The sequence below is a fragment of the Variovorax paradoxus genome, from assembly GCF_040544635.1.
Lineage (GTDB): Bacteria > Pseudomonadota > Gammaproteobacteria > Burkholderiales > Burkholderiaceae_C > Variovorax > Variovorax paradoxus_R.
Genome location: NZ_JBEPKJ010000002.1, coordinates 287,905 through 307,790 on the forward strand (window position 1 = coordinate 287,905; position 19,886 = coordinate 307,790).

A 19,886-nucleotide genomic window follows, 5' to 3' on the forward strand; every position below is an offset into this window, starting at 1 on the left:
TGCGCGGCGGCTGCGCAGAGTGGGGGGTACGAGGAAGGAGGTCATGGGCGCAATCGTAGCGGCGGGCTGAGTCGGAGTAAAGACTATTTACTCGGCGTGTTGCGCAATGGCCGCGCATTGTGGGAGCCGTGCAACACTGGCGGCGCGCGCCGATAATCGACGGTTTGCCTGCCGCGCCTTCCCCGAATAGCTTTCCCTTGACGACCACGACACCTTCCGCTCCCTTGCGCATCGACTTTCCCGAATCGCTCCCCGTCTCCGGCCGGCGCGATGAAATCATGGCCGCCATCGAGGCGAACCAGGTCGTGATCGTTTGCGGCGAAACGGGCTCGGGCAAGACCACGCAGCTGCCGAAGATCGCGCTGGCGCTCGGCCGCGGCAAGCTCAATGCACCGCCGGGCAAGGGCCGCCTCATCGGCCACACGCAGCCGCGGCGCATTGCGGCAAGCTCGGTGGCCAAGCGCATCGCCGAAGAACTGAAAACGCCGCTGGGCGACGTGGTCGGTTTCAAGGTGCGCTTCCAGGACCGGCTGAGCCGCGACGCCTCGGTCAAGCTCATGACCGACGGCATCTTGCTGGCGGAAACGCAGACCGATCCGCTGCTGAAGGCCTACGACACGCTCATCATCGACGAGGCGCACGAGCGCTCGCTGAACATCGACTTCCTGCTGGGCTACTTGCGCGAGATTCTTCCGCGCCGGTCCGACCTGAAGGTGATCGTGACTTCGGCCACCATCGATGCCGACCGTTTTGCGCAGCACTTTGCGTCGGGCAAGGGGCCGGCACCGATCATCTATGTATCGGGCCGCACCTTTCCGGTCGAGCAACGCTACCGGCCGTTCGAGGAGTCGCGCGAACACGACCTGAACGACGCCATCGCCGATGGCGTCGACGAACTCTGGCGCGATCCGCACAACGCGGGCGACATCCTCGTCTTCCTGCCCGGCGAGCGCGAAATCCGCGAGGCGGCCGACCATCTGCGCCGCCACCTGAGCCATCAGCCGCTGCTGCGCAATGCCGAGGTGCTGCCGCTGTTCGCACGGCTCTCGGGCCCCGAGCAGGACCGCATCTTCGACAGCCATTCGGGCCGTCGCATCGTGCTCGCCACCAACGTGGCGGAAACCTCGCTCACCGTGCCGGGCATCCGCTACGTGATCGACACCGGTACGGCGCGCGTCAAGCGCTACAGCTTCCGCAGCAAGGTCGAGCAGCTGCTGGTCGAGCCGATCAGCCAGGCCGCGGCCAACCAGCGCGCGGGCCGCTGCGGGCGCGTGGCCAACGGCATCTGCATCCGGCTTTACGACGAGAAGGATTTCGAAGGCCGGCCGCGTTTTACCGATCCCGAGATCCTGCGTTCGTCGCTGGCGGGCGTCATCTTGCGCATGAAGTCGCTGCGCCTGGGCGACGTGGCGCGCTTTCCGTTCCTCGAGGCGCCTTCGCCGCGCGCGATTGCCGACGGCTACCAGCTGCTGAACGAGCTGGGCGCGGTCGACGATGCGAACGAGCTCACCGCCACGGGCGCCGAACTGGCCAAGCTGCCGCTCGATCCGCGCGTGGGCCGGATGATCCTGGAAGCGCGCACACGCGGCGCGCTGGAAGAGGTGCTCGTCATCGCATCCGCCCTCAGCGTGCAGGATGTGCGCGACCGGCCGATGGATGCGCAGCAGCAGGCCGACCAGGCGCATTCGAAGTTCGACGACGAGAAGAGCGAATTCAGCGGCTACCTGCGTCTGTGGAAATGGATCGCCGATGCGCGCGGCGGTCACGGTGACACGCACAAGCTGAGCAACCGTCAGTACGAGCAGTTGCTGCGCCAGAACTTCATCAACATCCGCCGCGTGCGCGAATGGCGCGACATCCACTCGCAGCTGCTCACGGTCGTCACGGAGCACAAGTGGCGCATCAACGCGGAGCCCGCCGGCTACGAACCGCTGCACCTGTCGATGCTGGCTGGCCTGCTCGGCAACGTCGGCTGGAAGCTCGAGGACGACGAGGCCTATCTTGGTGCGCGCGGCATCAAGTTCTACCGTCATCCGGGCGCGCACCTGAAGAAGAAGCCGGGCCGCTGGATCGTCGCGGCCGAGCTGGTCGAGACCACACGGCTCTTCGGCCGAGGCATTGCCAACATCGAGCCGCAGTGGCTCGAACAGGTGGCCGGCCATCTGTTGAAGAAGCAGCTGCTCGATCCGCATTGGGAGAAGAAGGGCGCGCAGGTTTCGGCGCTGGAACGTGCGACGCTGTATGGGCTCGTGGTCTACAGCGGGCGCCGCGTCGATTTCACGAAGGTCGATCCCGTGGCGGCGCGCGAAATCTTCATCCGCGAAGCACTGGTCGGCGGGCAATGGGAAAGCAAGTTCCCGTTCCTCACGGCCAACCGCAAGCTGGTGCGCGAGGTCGAAGGGCTGGAGCACAAGGCGCGCCGACAAGACGTGCTGGTCGATGAAGAGCTGATCTTTGCCTTCTATGACGCGCAACTACCCGCCGATGTGGCGAGCGGCATCACTTTCGAGAACTGGTACCGCCATGCCTCGAAGGAGCAGCCGCGCCTGCTCTTCCTGACGCGCGAAGAATTGATGCGCCACCAGGCGGCGGGCATTACCACGCAGTCCTTTCCCGCCACGCTGAAGCTCGGCGGCGTCGATTGCGCGGCGAGCTATCTGCACGAACCGGGCGACGCGAAAGACGGCCTGACAGTCAGCGTGCCGCTCTTCGTGCTCAACCAGGTGAGCGAAGAACGCTGCGAGTGGCTGGTCACCGGCATGCTGAAGGACAAGATCCAGGCGCTGCTCAAGAGCCTGCCGCAGCGTCCGCGATCGCGGCTGGTGCCGTTGCCCGAGTCTGCGGCGAAGCTGGCGGAAGAACTCTCGGCGCCCGAGATGTTCGGCCACGGCTCGTTGACCGACGTGCTGCTCAAGCGCGTGCGCGATGCGACGAGCATCGACGTGAAGCGCGCCGACTTCAAGCTCGACATGCTCCCGCCGCACCTGTTCATGAACCTGCGCATCGTGGACGAGCATGGGCGCCAGCTCGGCATGGGGCGCAATCTCGGGGCGCTCAAGGCTGAACTGGGCGCGCAGGCGCGAGGCGCTTTCCAGGCGCTGGCGGGGCTCAACGTCAAGGCTTCCGCGGAGCGAAAGCCGGCGGACGGCGCCGAGGGACATGCGCAGGGGAAGGGAAGTGCCGCTGCGCCTGCGCCCACCGCACCCAGCCTGCCCGCGGGCCAGCGCTACACGACATGGAGCTTCGGCGAACTGCCCGAGCTGATGGAAGTGCGCCGCGGCGCGCAATCGCTCATCGGGTTCCCGGCCCTGCGGGACGAGGGCGATGCCGTCACCATCGAGGTGTTCGACGAACCCGCCGTGGCGGCCGCGAAGCACCGCGCCGGTTTGCGCCGGTTGTTTGCGCTGCAGCTGAAAGACGCGCTCAAGTACCTCGAGAAGAACATCCCCGATCTGCAGAAGATGGCCGTGGCCTACATGCCGCTCGGCACCTCCGAAGAGTTGCGCACGCAGATCATCGATGTGGCGATCGACCGCGCCTTTCTTCAGGAGCCGCTGCCCACCGACGAGTTTGCATTCAAGCGCCGGCTGGAAGAGGGCAGGGGCCGGCTCACGCTGATTGCGAACGAGGTGGCGCGGCTGGCGACGACCATCCTGACCGAGTACGCGGCCGCCGCGCGCAAGATCAAGGACACCAAGATCCAGCCCGAGGCCGTGCAGGACGCCGCGCAACAGTTGCAGCGTCTGGTCGGCAAGCGGTTCATCGCTGACGCGCCGTGGACGCAGTTGCAGCACTTCGCGCGCTATCTCAAGGCGATCGTGCTGCGGCTCGACAAGCTGCGCGCCGATCCCGCGCGCGATGCCGCCAAGCTGGCCGAACTCCGGCCGCAAGAGCAGCGCTATTGGCGCTTGGTGGCAGAGCGCAAGGGTGTGATGGACGATCGCATGCTCGAATTCCGCTGGCTGCTGGAGGAGCTTCGGGTGAGCTTCTTCGCACAGGAGCTGCGCACGCCGCAACCGGTGAGCATCAAGCGGCTCGACAAGGCCTGGACCCAGTTGCAGGCTTGAAGAAGCAGCGAGCGACACGCGGCGCGGGGCGCAACCAAAGAAAAAGCCCGCTTGTCGCGGGCTTTTTTCTATCTGTCTGGCGATAAGTGCCAAACGCTCCGGAGCGTCATATCCGTCCCATGAGCACCAGGATAACCACGATCAGCACGACCAGGCCCACGCCGCCGCTTGGCCAGTAGCCCCAGCTTCGGCTGTACCCCCAGCTCGGCAGTGCGCCGATCAGCAGCAGGATGAGAACGATCAGCAGAATGAACGAGAGGGACATACTTATCTCCTGGACGTTGTTGTTACGAGCATCGATGCTCGGTGTCCAGGAGTGAGAAGCACGCCGGAAAGCCGCTCCTTCGGCGGTCAGGACTATCCTACCGTCAGCGTCGGCCTTGGAGCCGCGCCTGTCCGTTCAGAGCCGCGCGAGGCGGTCGAGCGCGGAAATCAGCGTCTCGTCCTTCTTGGCAAAGCAGAAACGGACCACGCGCTGGTCGAAGCCGTTGCCGTAGAACGCCGACAGCGGAATTGCCGCCACGCCGATTTCGCTGGTAAGCCAGAGGCAGAAGTCGGCTTCGGACAGGTCGCTGACCGCCGAGATGTCGACGCACTGGAAATAGCTGCCTTCGCTGCGCAGCAGCTTGAAGCGGGTCTTCTCGGCCAGGCCGGCCGTGAACAGGTCGCGCTTGCGCTGATAGAAGGCTGGAAGCTCGAGATAAGGCTTGGGCTCGGCCATGTATTGCGCGAGCGCGTGCTGCATGGGCGTGTTCACGGTGAACACGTTGAACTGGTGCACCTTGCGGAATTCCGCCATGAGCGGTGCCGGTGCCGCGACGTAGCCGACTTTCCAGCCGGTGACGTGATAGGTCTTGCCGAAGCTGCTCACGATGAAGCTGCGCGCCGCCAGGCCGGGGAAGCGCGCCACGCTTTCGTGTTGGGCGCCGTCGTAGACCATGTGCTCGTACACCTCGTCGGCAATCACGAACACGTCGGTCGGGGCGAGAAGCTCTTCGAGCTTGCGCATTTCGGCCGCGGTCCAGACCGTGGCGCTCGGGTTGTGCGGCGTGTTGACGATGATGGCGCGCGTGCGCGGCGAGAGCGCAGCGGCGATCTTGTCGAAGTCTGGGCGGAAGGTGCCCGGGGTGAGCGGCACGCGCACCACGCTGCCGCCGGCCAGCTCGATGTTGGGCACGTAGCTGTCGTAGCAGGGCTCCAGCACGATCACCTCGTCGCCCGGCCGCACCACGGCAAGAATGGCCGTGATGATTGCCTGCGTGGCGCCTGCGGTCACCGTGATCTCCGTGGCCGCGCTGTAGCTGTGGCCGTAGAGCGCGCTGATCTTGCCGGCAATGGCTTCGCGCAGCGCCGGAATGCCGGGCATCGGCGGATACTGGTTGTGGCCCGCGGCCATGGCGGCCGTCACGTCTTCGAGCAGCTTGGGGTCGCAGTTGAAGTCGGGGAAGCCCTGGCCGAGGTTGACCGCGTTTTTCTCCGTCGCCAGCGCGGACATCACAGTGAAGATGGTGGTGCCGACGGCGGGCAGCTTGGTGGTGATCTCCGGCGTGCGGGGGGTAGAAAGAACGGTGCTCATGGTCGTGGTCGAAAGCTGGGGCTGCTGAATATCAAAGATCGTAGTCTTGCTGATGCCCGCTCAGGGCCTTGGCAATCAGGTTGCGGTCGAGCCGGTCGGACAGCAGCTCGGCAAACTTGAACACGAAGTTGCGCAGATAGGCGCTGCGCTTGAACGCCACGCGCGCGATGTTCTGGCCGAACACATGGCCCATGGGACGCACCACGAGGTCCGCATTCGATTCGTCGCGTACCGCCATTTCCGCCACGATGCCCACACCCAGGCCGAGACGCACATAGGTCTTGATCACGTCGGAGTCGATGGCTTCGAGCGCGATGCGCGGCGTGAGCTTCTTCTGCGCAAAGGCGTGGTCGATGCGCGTGCGCCCGGTGAACGACGGGTGGTAGGTAATGATGGGCTCGAGCGCCAGGTCTTCGAGCGAAATGCGCTCCTTGGCCGCCAGCGGGTGGTCCTTGGGGAGCACCAGCACGTGCTGCCATTCGTAGCAGGGCAGGGTCACGAGCTCGGTGTAGTCCGCGAGCGACTCGGTGGCAATGCCCACCTCGGCGATTTCATCGATCACCATGCGTGCCACCTGGTCGGGCGAACCCTGGTGCAGGCTCACATTGACCTTGGGGTAGGCCTCGCGCAACCTGGCCACGGGCACCGGCAGCACATAGCGCGCCTGGGTGTGCGTGGTGGCAATGGAGAGGGTGCCGCTGTCTTGCGCGCTGAACTGCTCGCCGATGCGCTTGAGGTTGCCGACTTCGCGCATGATCAGTTCGATGCTGGCGATGACATGCTGGCCCGGCTCCGTCACCCGCTTGAGGCGCTTGCCATGGCGGGCGAAGATCTCGACGCCGAGTTCTTCTTCGAGCTCGATGATGGCTTTCGACACCCCTGGCTGTGAGGTGTGGAGCGCCTTGGCCGCCTCCGTGAGGTTCAGGTTGCGCCGCACGGCCTCCTGAACAAACTTGAATTGGTGCAGATTCATATCAAATTCCGTCTTATTGCGGAATTCATTATGCCTTCGGAGTCTATGGAAATGCCCGGGACTTCAAGATTTGGTTGCGATTTTGGCCAGCAGATCGATCAGCTCGGGCTCTTCGCCGACGATATTGGCAAGTTGGAATTCGACATGGGGCCAGGTGCCGCGCAGTGCTTCGAGCTGTAGCGGCAGGTCTTCACGGGCGTGCTTGCCCATGCCGAGAAACAGCGGAACGACCCGGAGCACCCGTGCGCCGCTGGCAATCAAGGCCGCCGCGGCGGTGCGCAGGTCGGGCGCAGCCAGTTCCATGTAGGCGCAAACCACCCGGGCCTGCGGGTCGAGCGCAGTGACGCGCGCGGCCACGGCCTCGATGGGTTCGCGCCAGCGCTCGTCGCGCGAACCATGGGCCAGAAGGATGATGCCCCTCGCGTTCCCCGTCGTCATGTCCGGCTTTCTTCTCTTGGCTTCTATCTTCGAAGAACCAGCCAGCTGAACGCGGCAAGCGACATGACCGAGTAGATGAGCCCCGGCGCCGCGGCCGTCAGCCATGGCGACCAGTTGCTCAGGTTCCCAAGGTAGCCGAACACGTTGTTCAGGAGGAAGAAGCTGATGCCGATCATCACGCCGCCGAACACATAGGTGGTGATGCCGGCCTGGCGGAAGTGCAAGTACGCGAAGGGCAGGGCGAGCACCACCATCACAAGGCACGAGAGCGGGTAGAAGACCTTGCGCCAGAACTGGATCTCGTAGCGCTGCGCGGTCTGCCCGTTGGCTTCGAGGTGGCTGATGTAGTCGAACAGGTCGATGGTGCTCATGCGGTCGGGCCGCAAAAGGGCGACCGACACCATCTCGGCAGTCAGCGTGGTCGGCCAGTCGAGCTGCGGCACTCTCGTCGTCACGATATGCGCCTTGTTCGCGTCGCTGCGCGTGTCGTAGTCCTGCAGCTCGACGTCCGACAGCACCCAGCGGTCGCCGAGGATGCGCGCGGAAGTCGCGAGGAGCTGCTTGCGCACGTAGCCGTTGGCATCGAACTCGAAGATGCGCGTATTGCTGAGGGAGCCGTCGCGCGAAATGGACAGCACATTGACGGCGTAGGACACGTTGTCGCGCTTCTCCTTGAGCCACGCCCCCGTATTGCCCACCAGCGAAAAGGTGCCCTGGTAGCGCGACTTGAGCAACTGGCCCGTGCGTTCGGACGCCGGCGCGATGTAGTCGCCGATGGCAAAGGTCAGAAAGACGAACCCGACGCCCAGCAGCAGCAAGGTGCGCAGCGCGCGCCAGGGGCCGAGGCCGCTGGTGCGAAGAATGGTGTATTCGGAGCTTTGCGCCAGCCGCGCCATCACGAAGATGCAGCCGATCAACACCGTGATCGGGAGCAGCTCGTACAGGTGGCTCGGAATCAGCAATGTCACGTAGACCAGTGCCTGTGCGGGGCCGTAGGCCAGGCTCTCGGGTTTGCCGATGGACTGCAGTTCGTCGACGAAGTCGAAGAAGAAAAACAGGCTCAGGAAGCCGAGCGTCACGAAGGCCACGGCCTTCAGTGCCTCGACGTAGATCAGGCGTCGGATTGTTTTCACGTGGTCGGGTCGATTTTGGTGGGCTGGGACGGCAAGCCGCCGGCAATGACGCGTTCCACCTTGCGTCGCCGGCCCCAGTTGTTGTTGCGCAAAACCAGCCATGCGACGCCGATCAACAGCACGCCGCCGTGAAGCACCAGCATGAAGGAGCCCATGCCGTAGCGGCCGGAGCTGATCCAGCTCTGGCCGAGGTTGAGCATGTTGTAGTAGACGACGAAGGCGAACAGCGCGAACAGCAGGTTGCCGCTGCGGCCCACGCGCGGGTTGACGCTCGACACCGTCAGTGCGAGCAGCACGAAGTTGATGGCGGCCAGCAGCATGCCGATACGCCAGGCCAATTCGCCCCGATTCGCATCGCTCGGCTCCCGCAGGAGCTGAAGCGTGGGCTTGGCGCGTGCCGGCGTGGTGTCTGCGGTAAAGGCGTTGTTGCCGCCTGCCCGGGTGCCGTACGTCTCGAATTCGCTGATCTTGAGGCCCGAGGTCGCGGTGGGCAGCAGCGGGCGTTCGAGCCGCTGGCCGTTGTTCAGCATCAGGTAGCGGTGCTCGCCGACGTTCTCGATGCGTCCGCTGCGCGCGGAGGTGGTGATCTGCAATCCGCGCTCGATGGCCCAGATGAACACGTTGGTTGCCGTGGCGCCGTCCGGCGTGTCCTTGTCGATGAAAAAGACGCGGATGCGCCCGGACGATTCGCGGAATTCACCCGGCGTGACGCGCTCGATGTCGCTGCGCTGTTCGTACTGCGCACGCATGCCGATGGTCTGGGAGTTGGCCCAGGGCCAGCCCAGCAGCGCCATGACCGCGATCAGCGCGAGCACCGGCCAGGCAAAGCGGAACAGCGGCTGGACGAAATCGGCGAGACCGCGCCCGCTGGAAAACCAGATCACCATTTCGCTGTCGCGGTACATGCGCGACAAGGTGCCGACAATGGCGATGAACAGGCTCAGGCTCAGGATGGTCGGCATGTAGCCGAGCACCGTGTAGGCCATCACGAGGAACACTTCGGACGGGTTCACGCTGCCCTTGGAGGCGAGCCCGAGCGTGCGGATGAGCATCATGGTCATCACGATGGTGACCAGGACCACGAGGGTCGCTCCGAAGCTGCGCGACAGCTCCTTGCGTAGGGAAGAATGGAATAACATCGTTCGAGGAAAAAAAGGATTATGGACTTTCAGCTCAAGACCCTCACCGTCGCCCGCGCCGCGGCCGAAAAATCCGACGTACTCATCGTGCTCGTCGGCAGTGCGCCCATCACCGCCAAGGACCCGCTTTCCGCGCTGATTGCCAGCGCCCGCAAGGCCGGCGACCTGCCCGACAAGGCCGGAAAGCTGCTTGCGCTGTACCACCCGGACGAGGTGGTGGCGTCGCGCGTCGTGCTCGCCGCCATCGGCGACGGCAAGCCCGCGTCGGTGCGCAGCGGCGTCATCGCGGCGGTCAACGCGGCCAAGGCCCACGGGCCGAAGCGAGTGGTGGTCGTGTTCGCGCACGACGCCGGCAGCGCGGCGGTGGGGTGCGCCGTTGCTGCGGCGGCCGATGCCAGCTACGTCTACACCACGACCAAATCGAAGGCCACCAACGGCGAGGGCGGGCGCACCATCCGCAACCTCACGCTCGGCGTGGCCGACGCCGCGGCCGTGAGCAAGGCCTTCGACGAAGCCCGCGCCACGGTCTCAGGCATCGAGCTTGCCAAGGAGTGGGGCAACCGGCCCGGTAACTATTGCACGCCCACCTTGCTGGCCGAGGCCGCCAAGGACCTGGCCAAGTTGCCCCGCATCAAATGCGAGGTGCTGGGCCCCAAGGAAGTGCAGAAACTCGGCATGGGCTCGTTCGCCGCCGTGGCGCAAGGCTCGGCCGAGCCGCTGCGCTTCATCGTGCTGCGCTACCAGGGCGGCCCCAAGGACCAGGCGCCCGTGGTGCTGGTCGGCAAGGGCATTACCTTCGACACCGGCGGTGTCTCGCTCAAGCCGGCGGCCGAAATGGACGAAATGAAGTTCGACATGTGCGGCGCAGCCAGCGTGCTCGGCACCTTCCGTGCGCTGGGCGAAATCCAGCCGGCGATCAACGTGGTGGGCCTGGTGCCCTCGTGCGAGAACATGAACGACGGCCGCGCCATCAAGCCCGGCGACGTGGTCACCAGCATGAGCGGGCAGACCATCGAGGTGCTGAACACTGACGCGGAAGGGCGCCTCATCCTGTGTGACGCGCTGACCTACGCCAAGCGATTCGACCCGGCGGCCGTGATCGACATCGCCACGCTCACCGGCGCCTGCGTGGTGGCGCTGGGCGGCGTGCGCAGCGGCCTCTTCACGGCCGACGAAGCGCTGGCCGCCGCACTCCAGGCGGCCGGAGAAGAATCGCAAGACCGCTGCTGGCGCCTGCCGCTCGACGACGAATATGCCGACGGCCTCAAAAGCAATTTTGCCGATGTTGCCAACGTGGCGGGCCGTGCCGGCGGTGCCATTACAGCGGCCAAGTTCCTGCAGCGCTTTGCTGGCGATTTCGTCTGGGCCCACCTGGACATCGCGGGCACGGCCTGGAAGAGCGGGGCCGCCAAGGGATCGACCGGGCGCCCGGTGGGCCTGCTGGTTTCCTATTTGATGGAGCGCGCACGCAGCGGGGCAGCCGGCACTGCCGCGCCGAAGGCTGGGCGCAAGAGCACCGGGGCTGCCGCCCGGAAAGCCCGGTCCGCGCAGTGACGGAAATCGGTTTTCATTTCAATACGCCGGACAAGGTCAACTACGCCTGCCGGCTGGTTCGAAAGGCCGTGAGCGCGCGCGGGCTGCGCGTCGTCGTGGTGGGCGAAGCGCAAATGCTGGAGGCGGTCGATGCCGCGCTCTGGCAACTGGCGCCCTCCGACTTCATTGCGCATTGCCGCGGCGACGCGCAAGCGCACATGGTGGCCCGCTCGCCGGTCATTCTTTCGGCCGAGGGTGCAGATGCCGCATCGCTCCCGCACCGCGAAATGCTCGTGAACCTGGGGCCCGAAGTTCCGGCGGGCTTCGAGCGCTTCGAGCGCCTGATCGACATCGTGAGCGACGAGGCCGGCGACCGGCAAATCGGCCGATCGCGGTGGCGCCACTATGCCGATCGGGGCTACACCATCCAGCCGCACGACTTTGCGAGGAGCGCTTCCTGATGGCCAGCACCCTGCGTACACCGCCCAAGTTCGTTCCCACGTTGACCACGGTGCTCGACCTGCCGACCGAGCCCGTGGCAGCCGAGGCGGCCAAACCCCCCTCCATCTCGCCGGCACCGGCGGTCGACCCCGCCGAAGCCGTTGCATTGCCGCCGGCCGAGCAGCGGTCCGACGCCGAAATCGTGCGCCTCGAAGAGCAGCTCTTGCACCGGGTGCTGCAGCGCGTGGACCTGTCTCTGGAAGAGCGTTTGAGCGATACGGTTTCGGCAGCCGTTCAACAGCAACTCGATGCGATGGTGCCTCGGCTGCGCGAAGAAATCGAGGCCGTATTGCGTGCTTTAGTGATAGAGGCGATGGCCGCCGAGCTCTCGGAAAACACAGGGTCTACGCCAGCTTCCAGAGGATAAAGCTTCAGCTAAACTGCGCGCCAGGTCGGTAGGCGTGAGGGTGCCGCTGGTCTGCGGCGCGAAACTTGCGAGGTCTGCGCGCCCGGATCACACGACCGGTTTTTAGTTTTTTATCAATGTTCTGGAGGTTCTCATGCAATTGAAATGGACTGCGGTCGCACTGGCTGCTCTCACGCTCGTGGCTTGCGGCAAGAAAGAAGAAGCTGCTGCGCCCGCCGCACCGGCGCCCACGGCAGCGGCTCCGGCACCTGCAGCGCCTCCGGCAGACGCACTGATCGTCAAGATCGGCCACGTTGGCCCCACCAGCGGTGCCATTGCCCACCTTGGCAAGGACAACGAGTTCGGCGCCAAGATGGCCATCGAAGACCTCAATGCCAAGGGCCTCAAGATCGGCGACAAGGTTGCCAAGTTCGAACTGCTGGCAGAAGACGACGCCGGCGATCCGAAGCAAGGCACGGCAGTGGCCCAGAAGCTGGTCGACAGCAAGGTCAACGGCATCGTGGGCCACCTGAATTCGGGCACCACCATTCCCGCATCGAAGCTCTACAGCGACGCCGGCATTCCGCAGGTTTCGCCGTCGGCAACCAACCCCAAGTACACGCGCCAAGGCTTCAAGACCACGTTCCGCGTGGTGGCCGACGACACGCAGCTCGGCGGCACGCTGGGCAAGTACGCTGTCGAAACGCTCAAGGGCAAGAACATTGCCGTGATCGACGACCGCACGGCTTACGGCCAAGGCGTTGCCGAAGAATTCGAGAAGGCCGCCAAGGCGGCCGGCGCGACCATCGTCGGCCACGAATTCACGACCGACAAGTCGACCGACTTCAACGCCATCCTGACCAAGCTCAAGGCTGCCAAGCCCGACGTGCTGTTCTTCGGCGGCATGGACGCCGTGGGCGGCCCGATGCTCAAGCAAGTCAAGCAACTCGGCCTGAACGTCAAGTTCATGGGCGGCGACGGCCTGTGCACCGGCGAACTGCCGAAGCTGGCTGGCGATGCCATCGGCGAAGAGATGGTGGTTTGCGCCGAAGCCGGCGGTGTCGACGGCGACTTCAAGCAGCCGCTGGAAGACTTCAAGGCCAAGTTCAAGGCCAAGAACGGCGTGGAAGTTCAGATCTATGCACCGTACGTGTACGACGCGGTCAACGTGCTGGCCGAAGCCATGGTCAAGGCCGGTTCTTCCGACCCTGAAAAGTACCTGCCGGAAGTCGGCAAGGTGCAATACAAGGGCGTGACCGGCCCGATCGCCTTCGACGAAAAGGGCGACATCAAGAACGGCGCGCTGACGCTCTTCACCTACAAGGGTGGCGTGCGTACGCAAATCGCCGTGGTGCGCTGATCGGCTCCACGACAGTGCGCGCAGCAATGCGCCAAAAAGAAAAGGGCCTTCGGGCCCTTTTTTCATGTCCGCCTGCTGCTTGCGCCAGCCAGGTCGGATCAGGTCGTGTCAGTTCAGGGCGGCAAGCCCCGAGGGCCGGTCGGTGTTGCAGTATTCGATGAAGGCGTCGAGGTCCCGCGATTTGTCGAATACCGCGTCGGCGCCCAATGCCTCGCAGCGGGCGCGGATGTCGGCTGTGACGTAGTTGCTCAGCACCACCACGCGCTGGCCCGGGCCGCGGGTCTTGCAGCCCGAGAGCACGCCAAGGCCGGAACCTTCCTTCAGGAACAGATCGATGATGAGCAACTGCCAGTCGTGGGGGTGTGCGGCGAGCCAGGCAAGCGCGGCCGACTCGGTTTCAGCAAACCCGACGACTTGGCCATTGACCAGATCCTCGAGGGCCGGGACCAGGTTGTCTCTGATGGTCTTGTTGTCCTCGACGAGGAACGTGATGAGGGCCATGCCGTGGTTTCGCTTTGAGAACCAATAGCGTAGCGTGCCGGAGCGGTCCGCAGCGTAGGAGAAGGGATAAGGAGCGATCCATTCCGCCGGGACAGACCGTGGAAACGGTCAGTCCGCAGCGCCGGTTCGGATTCTTGCCTTGAGTTCCTCGGCTTGTGCCTGGCTTTCGTCGCGCTCGGCAGTGATCTCGAGGCGCTTTTCGATTTCTTCGCTCAAGGCGGCGTTCACCTCGGCCAGCGTTTCCGCCGACTTGGCCAGCTTTTCCTCGAGCTGGCTGGTGTGCTCGATGGCCTGGGCCACGTCGCCCACCTGTACCTCTTCAGGCAGCCCCTGCTCGAGAACCGTGTTCACGACCGCGAGGTTGTCCGATGCCCGCTGCACATCGGCGGCAACCGCTTCGGTTTTCTCCAATGTCTGTTCGAGTGACGTGTCGCCACGCGATGAGGTTTGTTGTTGTCCGGCCATCCGGGCTCCTTTGCAGGCGAAAAAAGTAAGACCTTTGGATGGTACCGCCAGACGACCATGACCGGCACGACAGGCCGCGTTGCTGAAGTACAACGCAGCAACAAAAAAGCCCAAGATGCTTTGGGGGCAACTCGGGCTTTTTTCTCTGTCTACATGTTCGCGAACGGTTACGAACAATCAATCTCTGGCGGAGCAGGCGGGATTCGAACCCGCGGAGGGCTATTAACCCTCACACGCTTTCCAGGCGTGCGACTTAAACCGCTCATCCACCGCTCCTGAGCCTTCGATTGTAGCAGTCGCTCAGGCCGGATTTTGCGGCTTGCCGGCTTGAACCATGCGCATGGCCGAAGCGATGAGCGCGGCGGTTTCGGTCATGTTGCTGGGCACGATCAGCGTGGTCTTGGAATCGGCCGCAACCTTGCCATAGGCATCGACGGCGCGCTCGGCCACCTTGAGCTGCACGGCCTGTTCGCCGCCGGGCTTCTGGATAGCCGCTGCCACGCGCTCGATGGCGTCCGCCGTGGCGGTGGCCACGGCCGTGATGGCGGCCGCCTCGCCCTGGGCGTTGTTGATCTGGGCCTGCTTCTCGCCCTCGGAGCGTGCGATGAAGGCTTCGCGCTCGCCGGTGGCGATATTGATCTGTTCCTGGCGGCGGCCTTCGGAAGCCGCGATGAGCGCGCGCTTGCCGCGCTCCGCGGTGATCTGCGCCTGCATGGCCAGCAAAATTTCCTTGGGCGGCGTCAGGTCCTTGATTTCGTAGCGCAGCACCTTCACGCCCCAGTTGAGTGCCGCTTCGTCGATGGCGGCAACCACCTGCGCATTGATGACGTCGCGCTCCTCGAAGGTCTTGTCGAGCTCGAGCTTGCCGATCACGCTGCGCAGCGACGTTTGCGCCAGCTGCGTCACGGCCACGATGTAGTTCGACGAGCCGTAGCTCGCGCGCATCGGGTCGGTCACCTGGAAATACAGAATGCCGTCGACTTGCAGTTGCGTGTTGTCCCGCGTAATGCAGATCTGGCTGGGCACGTCGAGCGGAATTTCCTTCAGGCTGTGCTTGTAGGCGACCTTGTCGATGAACGGAATCAGGAAATTGGGCCCCGGCGTCATGGTGCTGTGGTATTTGCCCAGGCGCTCGCGCACCCATGCGTTCTGCTGCGGCACGAACTTGACGGACTGGCTGATGACGATGATCGCAATGACCAGGATGATGATGGGAATCGAAAATTCCATGATGTTTCTCCTCTTGAATTCTGATTAGGTCTTCTCGACCACGAGACGGCTGCCGATGACCTCGACCACGCGATGCTCGCCGGTCGAAGGGGTACGGCCCGCACGCTGAACGACGGTCCACTGGGCACCCCGATAGCGTACGGTGGCCGTGCCGTCGGGGTTCCATGCCTCGATGTGGATGATCTCACCGATGTCCAGGTTGACATCGCGATTTGCGCCGGTGGCCGGTGCTGCCGGTCGCCGCCGCTGCACGGCATACCAGGCCAGGACCGCGCCCACGCCCACCACGGCCGCCACGACCAGTTGCGCGACGGTGCCGGCACCCATGTGGGCCGCAACGGCGGCGGCCGCGAAGCCGGCGGCCAGCAGCAACAGGTAAACCGTACCCGAGAGCAGCTCGAGCACGATGGCCGCTCCCGCTATCAGCCACCAGATGGTGGAATTCGCCATGACTTCTCCTCTTTGTTGGACGCTCGACATTCTGAGTCAAAAGCTCACGCAATCCTTCATCCGAATTCCGTACACTTCGCGCCTCATTGCCTGTCCGGAGCCCCGCTCATGAAATTTCGCTTCCCCATCGTCATCATCGACGAGGACTTCCGCTCCGAAAACACCTCGGGCCTCGGTATTCGCGCGCTTGCGCAGGCCTTCGAAAGCGAGGGCTTCGAGGTGCTGGGCGTCACGAGCTACGGCGACCTGAGCCAATTCGCTCAGCAGCAAAGCCGCGCCAGCGCGTTCATCCTGTCGATCGACGACGAGGAATTTACCGTGGGTCCGGACCTGGACCCGGCCGTGCTCAGCCTGCGCAGCTTCATCGGCGAGGTGCGGCGCAAGAACGCCGACGTGCCGATCTATATTTACGGCGAAACCAAGACTTCGCGCCATATTCCGAACGACATCTTGCGCGAGCTGCACGGCTTCATCCACATGTTCGAGGACACGCCGGAATTCGTGGCGCGCCACATCATCCGCGAGGCCAAGAGCTATCTCGAGGGCGTGCAGCCGCCGTTCTTCAAGGCGCTGATCGACTACGCCGAAGACGGTTCGTACTCCTGGCACTGCCCGGGCCACTCGGGCGGCGTGGCGTTCCTGAAGAGCCCGGTGGGCCAGATGTTCCACCAGTTCTTCGGCGAGAACATGCTGCGCGCCGACGTCTGCAACGCGGTGGAAGAACTCGGCCAACTGCTCGACCACACCGGTCCGGTGGCGGCCAGCGAGCGGAATGCGGCGCGCATCTTCAATGCCGACCATTGCTTCTTCGTGACCAACGGCACCAGCACCAGCAACAAGATGGTGTGGCACCACACGGTGGCGCCGGACGACGTGGTGGTGGTCGACCGCAACTGCCACAAGTCGATCCTGCACGCGATCATCATGACCGGCGCGATTCCGGTGTTCATGAAGCCCACGCGCAACCATTTCGGCATCATCGGGCCGATTCCGAAGAGCGAGTTCGAGCAGAGCGCCATCAAGGCCAAGATCAAGGCCAACCCGCTGCTCGCCGACGTGGATCCCAACAAGGTCAAGCCGCGGGTGATGACGCTCACCCAGTCGACCTACGACGGCGTGATCTACAACACCGAGACCATCAAGAACATGCTCGACGGCTACGTCGACACGCTGCACTTCGACGAAGCATGGCTGCCGCATGCGGCCTTCCACCCGTTCTACGGCGCCTATCACGCGATGGGCAAACGCCGCGTGCGGCCGAAGGAATCGCTGGTGTTCGCCACGCAGTCGACCCACAAGTTGCTCGCCGGCATCAGCCAGGCCAGCCACGTGCTGGTGCAAGACTCGCAGAACCGCGCGCTCGACCGCGACCTGTTCAACGAGGCCTACCTGATGCACTCGTCGACCAGCCCGCAGTACGCCATCATCGCGAGCTGCGACGTGGCCGCCGCCATGATGGAGCCGCCCGGCGGCACCGCGCTGGTGGAGGAGAGCATTCTCGAAGCGCTCGACTTCCGCCGCGCCATGCGCAAGGTCGAGGCCGAGTTCGGCAAGGACGAATGGTGGTTCAAGGTCTGGGGTCCCGAAAAGCTCGTCGACGAGGGCATTGGCCGCGCCGAAGACTGGATCATGACGGGCGAGAAGAACGGCAAGCCTAAGAATAAGAAGTCGCCGCGCAACTGGCATGGCTTCGGTGAGCTGGCCGACGGCTTCAACATGCTCGACCCGATCAAGTCGACCATCGTGACGCCCGGCCTCGACCTCGAAGGCAACTTCGCCGAGACCGGTATTCCCGCGAGCGTGGTCACCAAGTTTCTCGCCGAGCACGGCGTGATCGTGGAGAAGACCGGGCTCTACAGCTTCTTCATCATGTTCACCATCGGCATCACCAAGGGCCGCTGGAACACGCTGCTCACGGCGCTGCAGCAGTTCAAGGACGACTACGCGCGCAACCAGCCGATGTGGCGCATCCTGCCCGAGTTCTGCCAGCAGCACCCCGGCTACGAGCGCCTGGGCCTGCGCGACCTGTGCCAGCACATTCATCAGCTCTACGCACGCTACGACGTGGCGCGCCTCACGACCGAGATGTACCTGAGTGATCTCACGCCGGCCATGAAGCCCAGCGACGCTTTCGCCCACATCGCGCACCGCAAGACCGAGCGCGTGGAAATCGACGAGCTCGAAGGCCGCATCACCACCAGCCTGATCACGCCGTACCCGCCGGGCATTCCGCTGCTGATTCCAGGCGAAGTGTTCAACAAGAAGATCGTTGATTACCTTAAGTTCTCGCGCGAATTCAACCTGCAGTGCCCGGGCTTCGAGACCGACATCCACGGCTTGGTGGCTCGCGTCGACGAAACCGGCAAGAAGCGCTACTACGCGGACTGCGTGGCCGCGCCGAAGACGAAGAAATAAGAAAGCAGGGCGGCGCGCGCTCGCGCGCTGCGCTTCAGGAGGACAGGTCGAGCCGCACCCGCATGAAGCGGGCAAACCTCGGCAGGCCGCCGGGGTTGGTGCCGTTGAAGCGGTAAGTCACCCAGCTTCCGACCGCGGGCGGGTTCTCGCGCTCGGCGTCGGTCAGGCCCGTGCCGAGCTTGAAGCGCCTGCCTTCTGGCGTTTCGACCAGCAGCGCGCCGAGCCGGCCACTGTGCCTGCCTTTGCCAGGAACGTGCCCGACCACGCGGGCTTCGGCGTCTTCATGCGGCTTCACCTTGAGCAGGTCGGCGTTGCGTTCTGCGCGGTAGAGCGATCCGCCCCGGTGCAGCATGAGGCCTTCGCCGCCCATCTTCACCGTCTTGTCGAGCAGCGCCTGCAGCTCCGCATGCGTGGTGGCGCGCTCCTGGGGCACGGGCACCACCCATGGCGCATCGGTGATCGGCAGCAGTTTGCGCAGGGCCGCGAGCCGCGCCGTGAAATCACCGCCCTGGGCCGGCAGGTCGAACACCATGAAGCGCATGCTGTGCCAGGCCGTGTCGTTGGGCGTCTGGCTGCGCACCGTAGAAACCGCATGCGAAAACTGGCCCCGGCCGGCCCACAGTTCGCCGTCGAGCGGCTGCTTCGGCAGCGAAGCGGTGAACCAGGCGGGCGCTGTCACCGGCTCGCCGCCGCGCGTCCAGAGCCGCTTGCCGTCCCAGTAGCCGCGCACCCCGTCGTATTTCTCGCTGACCCAGTAGTCGGCCAGCGACATGCCGGGGCGGTAGACCTCGGCCAGCATCAACGCTGGCGCGGCTTCGCGCGCCGCAGCCGCACGGGCTGCCAGCGCACCAAGCCCGGCGAGCAGGAGCGAGCGTCGGGTCAGCAAGAAGCCGTTGCCAATCGATGAAGAAATGCTCTGTCGAAGCCGGGAGCGACGCCCTTATTCGGCCATTCCCGCCACCACGTTGCTGAAGCCGCCATCCACGTAGGTGATTTCGGCGGTCACACCGCTGGCCAGGTCGCTCAGCAGGAAGGCGGCCACGTTGCCGACTTCCTCGATGGTCACGTTGCGCCGGATCGGAGAGGCGTCTGCCACGGCGGACAGCATCTTGCCGAAACCCTTGATGCCGCTGGCCGCCAGCGTCTTGATCGGACCGGCGCTGATGCCGTTGACCCGCATGCCCTTGGGGCCGAGCGAAGCCGCGGTATAGCGCACCGACGCTTCGAGCGAGGCCTTGGCCAGGCCCATGGTGTTGTAGTTGGGCAGCGCGCGTTCGGCACCCAGGTAGGTCAGCGTCAGTAGCGCCGACTTGTCGTTCAGATAGGGCAGGGCCGCCTTGGCCATGGCCGGAAAGCTGTAGGCGCTGATGTCGTGGGCAATCTTGAAGCCTTCGCGCGACAGCCCTTCGAGAAAGTCGCCAGCGATGGCTTCGCGCGGCGCGAAGCCGATGCTGTGCACGAAGCCGTCGAACTTGGGCCAGGTTTGCGCCAGATCGGCAAAGAGCTTGTCGATCTGCGCGTCGTCGCCCACGTCGCAGTCAAAAATCAGCTTGGAGTCGAAATCGGCGGCGAATTCGGTGATACGGTCCTTGAATCGCTCGCCGACATAGCTGAAGGCGAGTTCCGCGCCTTGTTCGTGGCATGCCTTGGCAATGCCGTAGGCGATGGAGCGATTGCTCAGCACGCCGGTGATCAACAGTTTTTTGCCGGAAAGAAAGCCCATGAAGTTGCCTCGTGAAAATCTTGGGCAGAATTCTCG

The 19,886-nt window shown here is 64.5% G+C and carries 18 protein-coding genes and 1 tRNA gene; 6 read left to right on the top strand and 13 right to left on the bottom strand.

Annotated features, from left to right (window positions below; all coding sequences use genetic code 11):
- Positions 1-197 precede the first annotated feature (197 nt).
- Positions 198-4,067: an ATP-dependent RNA helicase HrpA gene (gene hrpA / locus ABIC94_RS05075; protein ID WP_354371826.1), complete on the top strand. Its 3,870-nt coding sequence runs from the start codon at positions 198-200 to the stop codon at positions 4,065-4,067.
- Positions 4,068-4,173: 106 nt separating this feature from the next.
- Here the strand turns inward: hrpA and ABIC94_RS05080 are convergent, their stop codons facing one another.
- The 6 genes from ABIC94_RS05080 to lptF form a co-directional block, all read right to left on the bottom strand.
- A complete protein-coding gene (locus tag ABIC94_RS05080; RefSeq protein ID WP_354371828.1) occupies positions 4,174-4,332 on the bottom strand; it encodes a DUF3309 family protein in 159 nt (52 codons plus the stop codon).
- A 135-nt stretch (positions 4,333-4,467) separates the two neighbouring features.
- Complete coding sequence (locus tag ABIC94_RS05085; RefSeq protein ID WP_354371829.1) at positions 4,468-5,643, bottom strand: pyridoxal phosphate-dependent aminotransferase; 1,176 nt, start codon at positions 5,641-5,643, stop codon at positions 4,468-4,470.
- A 31-nt stretch (positions 5,644-5,674) separates the two neighbouring features.
- Complete coding sequence (locus ABIC94_RS05090; protein ID WP_307701236.1) at positions 5,675-6,616, bottom strand: CysB family HTH-type transcriptional regulator; 942 nt, start codon at positions 6,614-6,616, stop codon at positions 5,675-5,677.
- A gap of 63 nt (positions 6,617-6,679) precedes the next feature.
- A complete protein-coding gene (locus tag ABIC94_RS05095; RefSeq protein WP_354371832.1) occupies positions 6,680-7,054 on the bottom strand; it encodes a sirohydrochlorin chelatase in 375 nt (124 codons plus the stop codon).
- 23 nt (positions 7,055-7,077) lie between these two features.
- A complete protein-coding gene (lptG, locus tag ABIC94_RS05100; RefSeq protein WP_354371833.1) occupies positions 7,078-8,187 on the bottom strand; it encodes an LPS export ABC transporter permease LptG in 1,110 nt (369 codons plus the stop codon).
- Positions 8,184-9,326, bottom strand: coding sequence for an LPS export ABC transporter permease LptF (gene lptF / locus ABIC94_RS05105; protein ID WP_354371835.1), 1,143 nt, complete (start codon positions 9,324-9,326; stop codon positions 8,184-8,186). Before lptF ends, lptG begins: the two co-directional genes overlap by 4 nt.
- Before the next feature lie 21 nt (positions 9,327-9,347).
- Here lptF and ABIC94_RS05110 point away from each other — a divergent pair, with 21 nt between their 5' ends.
- The 4 genes from ABIC94_RS05110 to ABIC94_RS05125 all read left to right on the top strand — a co-directional run bounded on the left by ABIC94_RS05110 (position 9,348) and on the right by ABIC94_RS05125 (position 13,066).
- Positions 9,348-10,880 carry a leucyl aminopeptidase gene (locus tag ABIC94_RS05110; RefSeq protein WP_354371837.1) on the top strand — a complete coding sequence of 511 codons (1,533 nt, stop codon included), beginning with the start codon at positions 9,348-9,350 and terminating at the stop codon, positions 10,878-10,880.
- Positions 10,877-11,320, top strand: coding sequence for a DNA polymerase III subunit chi (locus tag ABIC94_RS05115; RefSeq protein ID WP_354371839.1), 444 nt, complete (start codon positions 10,877-10,879; stop codon positions 11,318-11,320). The genes ABIC94_RS05110 and ABIC94_RS05115 overlap by 4 nt, the downstream gene beginning before the upstream one ends.
- The gene (locus tag ABIC94_RS05120) at positions 11,320-11,727 is read left to right on the top strand and encodes a hypothetical protein (protein WP_354371841.1); all 408 of its coding nucleotides are present in this window, start codon (positions 11,320-11,322) and stop codon (positions 11,725-11,727) included. The genes ABIC94_RS05115 and ABIC94_RS05120 overlap by 1 nt, the downstream gene beginning before the upstream one ends.
- Before the next feature lie 133 nt (positions 11,728-11,860).
- Positions 11,861-13,066, top strand: a complete 1,206-nt coding sequence (locus tag ABIC94_RS05125) for a branched-chain amino acid ABC transporter substrate-binding protein (RefSeq protein ID WP_319426085.1) — start codon at positions 11,861-11,863, stop codon at positions 13,064-13,066.
- Between the two features lie 108 nt (positions 13,067-13,174).
- Here the strand turns inward: ABIC94_RS05125 and ABIC94_RS05130 are convergent, their stop codons facing one another.
- The 5 genes from ABIC94_RS05130 to ABIC94_RS05150 all read right to left on the bottom strand — a co-directional run bounded on the left by ABIC94_RS05130 (position 13,175) and on the right by ABIC94_RS05150 (position 15,712).
- Positions 13,175-13,567: a response regulator gene (locus tag ABIC94_RS05130; protein WP_354371843.1), complete on the bottom strand. Its 393-nt coding sequence runs from the start codon at positions 13,565-13,567 to the stop codon at positions 13,175-13,177.
- Between the two features lie 108 nt (positions 13,568-13,675).
- Positions 13,676-14,146 carry a hypothetical protein gene (locus ABIC94_RS05135; RefSeq protein WP_354371845.1) on the bottom strand — a complete coding sequence of 157 codons (471 nt, stop codon included), beginning with the start codon at positions 14,144-14,146 and terminating at the stop codon, positions 13,676-13,678.
- 71 nt (positions 14,147-14,217) lie between these two features.
- Positions 14,218-14,308: transfer RNA gene (locus ABIC94_RS05140), tRNA-Ser, on the bottom strand.
- A 24-nt stretch (positions 14,309-14,332) separates the two neighbouring features.
- Positions 14,333-15,262: an SPFH domain-containing protein gene (locus ABIC94_RS05145; protein ID WP_354371847.1), complete on the bottom strand. Its 930-nt coding sequence runs from the start codon at positions 15,260-15,262 to the stop codon at positions 14,333-14,335.
- A 24-nt stretch (positions 15,263-15,286) separates the two neighbouring features.
- Positions 15,287-15,712 carry an NfeD family protein gene (locus ABIC94_RS05150; protein ID WP_354371849.1) on the bottom strand — a complete coding sequence of 142 codons (426 nt, stop codon included), beginning with the start codon at positions 15,710-15,712 and terminating at the stop codon, positions 15,287-15,289.
- Positions 15,713-15,820: 108 nt separating this feature from the next.
- Here ABIC94_RS05150 and ABIC94_RS05155 point away from each other — a divergent pair, with 108 nt between their 5' ends.
- Positions 15,821-18,127: an arginine/lysine/ornithine decarboxylase gene (locus tag ABIC94_RS05155; RefSeq protein WP_354371851.1), complete on the top strand. Its 2,307-nt coding sequence runs from the start codon at positions 15,821-15,823 to the stop codon at positions 18,125-18,127.
- A 34-nt stretch (positions 18,128-18,161) separates the two neighbouring features.
- Here ABIC94_RS05155 and ABIC94_RS05160 read toward each other — a convergent pair whose 3' ends face one another.
- Both ABIC94_RS05160 and fabI read right to left on the bottom strand, forming a co-directional pair.
- Positions 18,162-19,013 (bottom strand): DNA ligase, encoded by an 852-nt coding sequence (locus ABIC94_RS05160; protein ID WP_354371853.1) that lies wholly within the window; start codon positions 19,011-19,013, stop codon positions 18,162-18,164.
- 54 nt (positions 19,014-19,067) lie between these two features.
- Positions 19,068-19,850, bottom strand: coding sequence for an enoyl-ACP reductase FabI (fabI, locus tag ABIC94_RS05165; RefSeq protein WP_157613990.1), 783 nt, complete (start codon positions 19,848-19,850; stop codon positions 19,068-19,070).
- Positions 19,851-19,886 lie beyond the last annotated feature (36 nt).

What these genes read in the sequence shown, in the direction of transcription:
- ABIC94_RS05145 (WP_354371847.1), bottom strand. Translation starts at nt 15,262, where the DNA reads ATGGAATTTTCGATTCCCATCATCATCCTGGTCATTGCGATCATCGTC.
- ABIC94_RS05095 (WP_354371832.1), bottom strand. Translation starts at nt 7,054, where the DNA reads ATGACGACGGGGAACGCGAGGGGCATCATCCTTCTGGCCCATGGTTCG.
- ABIC94_RS05150 (WP_354371849.1), bottom strand. Translation starts at nt 15,712, where the DNA reads ATGGCGAATTCCACCATCTGGTGGCTGATAGCGGGAGCGGCCATCGTG.
- fabI (WP_157613990.1), bottom strand. Translation starts at nt 19,850, where the DNA reads ATGGGCTTTCTTTCCGGCAAAAAACTGTTGATCACCGGCGTGCTGAGC.
- ABIC94_RS05125 (WP_319426085.1), top strand. Translation starts at nt 11,861, where the DNA reads ATGCAATTGAAATGGACTGCGGTCGCACTGGCTGCTCTCACGCTCGTG.
- ABIC94_RS05130 (WP_354371843.1), bottom strand. Translation starts at nt 13,567, where the DNA reads ATGGCCCTCATCACGTTCCTCGTCGAGGACAACAAGACCATCAGAGAC.
- ABIC94_RS05080 (WP_354371828.1), bottom strand. Translation starts at nt 4,332, where the DNA reads ATGTCCCTCTCGTTCATTCTGCTGATCGTTCTCATCCTGCTGCTGATC.
- ABIC94_RS05085 (WP_354371829.1), bottom strand. Translation starts at nt 5,643, where the DNA reads ATGAGCACCGTTCTTTCTACCCCCCGCACGCCGGAGATCACCACCAAG.
- ABIC94_RS05110 (WP_354371837.1), top strand. Translation starts at nt 9,348, where the DNA reads ATGGACTTTCAGCTCAAGACCCTCACCGTCGCCCGCGCCGCGGCCGAA.
- ABIC94_RS05155 (WP_354371851.1), top strand. Translation starts at nt 15,821, where the DNA reads ATGAAATTTCGCTTCCCCATCGTCATCATCGACGAGGACTTCCGCTCC.
- ABIC94_RS05090 (WP_307701236.1), bottom strand. Translation starts at nt 6,616, where the DNA reads ATGAATCTGCACCAATTCAAGTTTGTTCAGGAGGCCGTGCGGCGCAAC.
- lptF (WP_354371835.1), bottom strand. Translation starts at nt 9,326, where the DNA reads ATGTTATTCCATTCTTCCCTACGCAAGGAGCTGTCGCGCAGCTTCGGA.
- ABIC94_RS05120 (WP_354371841.1), top strand. Translation starts at nt 11,320, where the DNA reads ATGGCCAGCACCCTGCGTACACCGCCCAAGTTCGTTCCCACGTTGACC.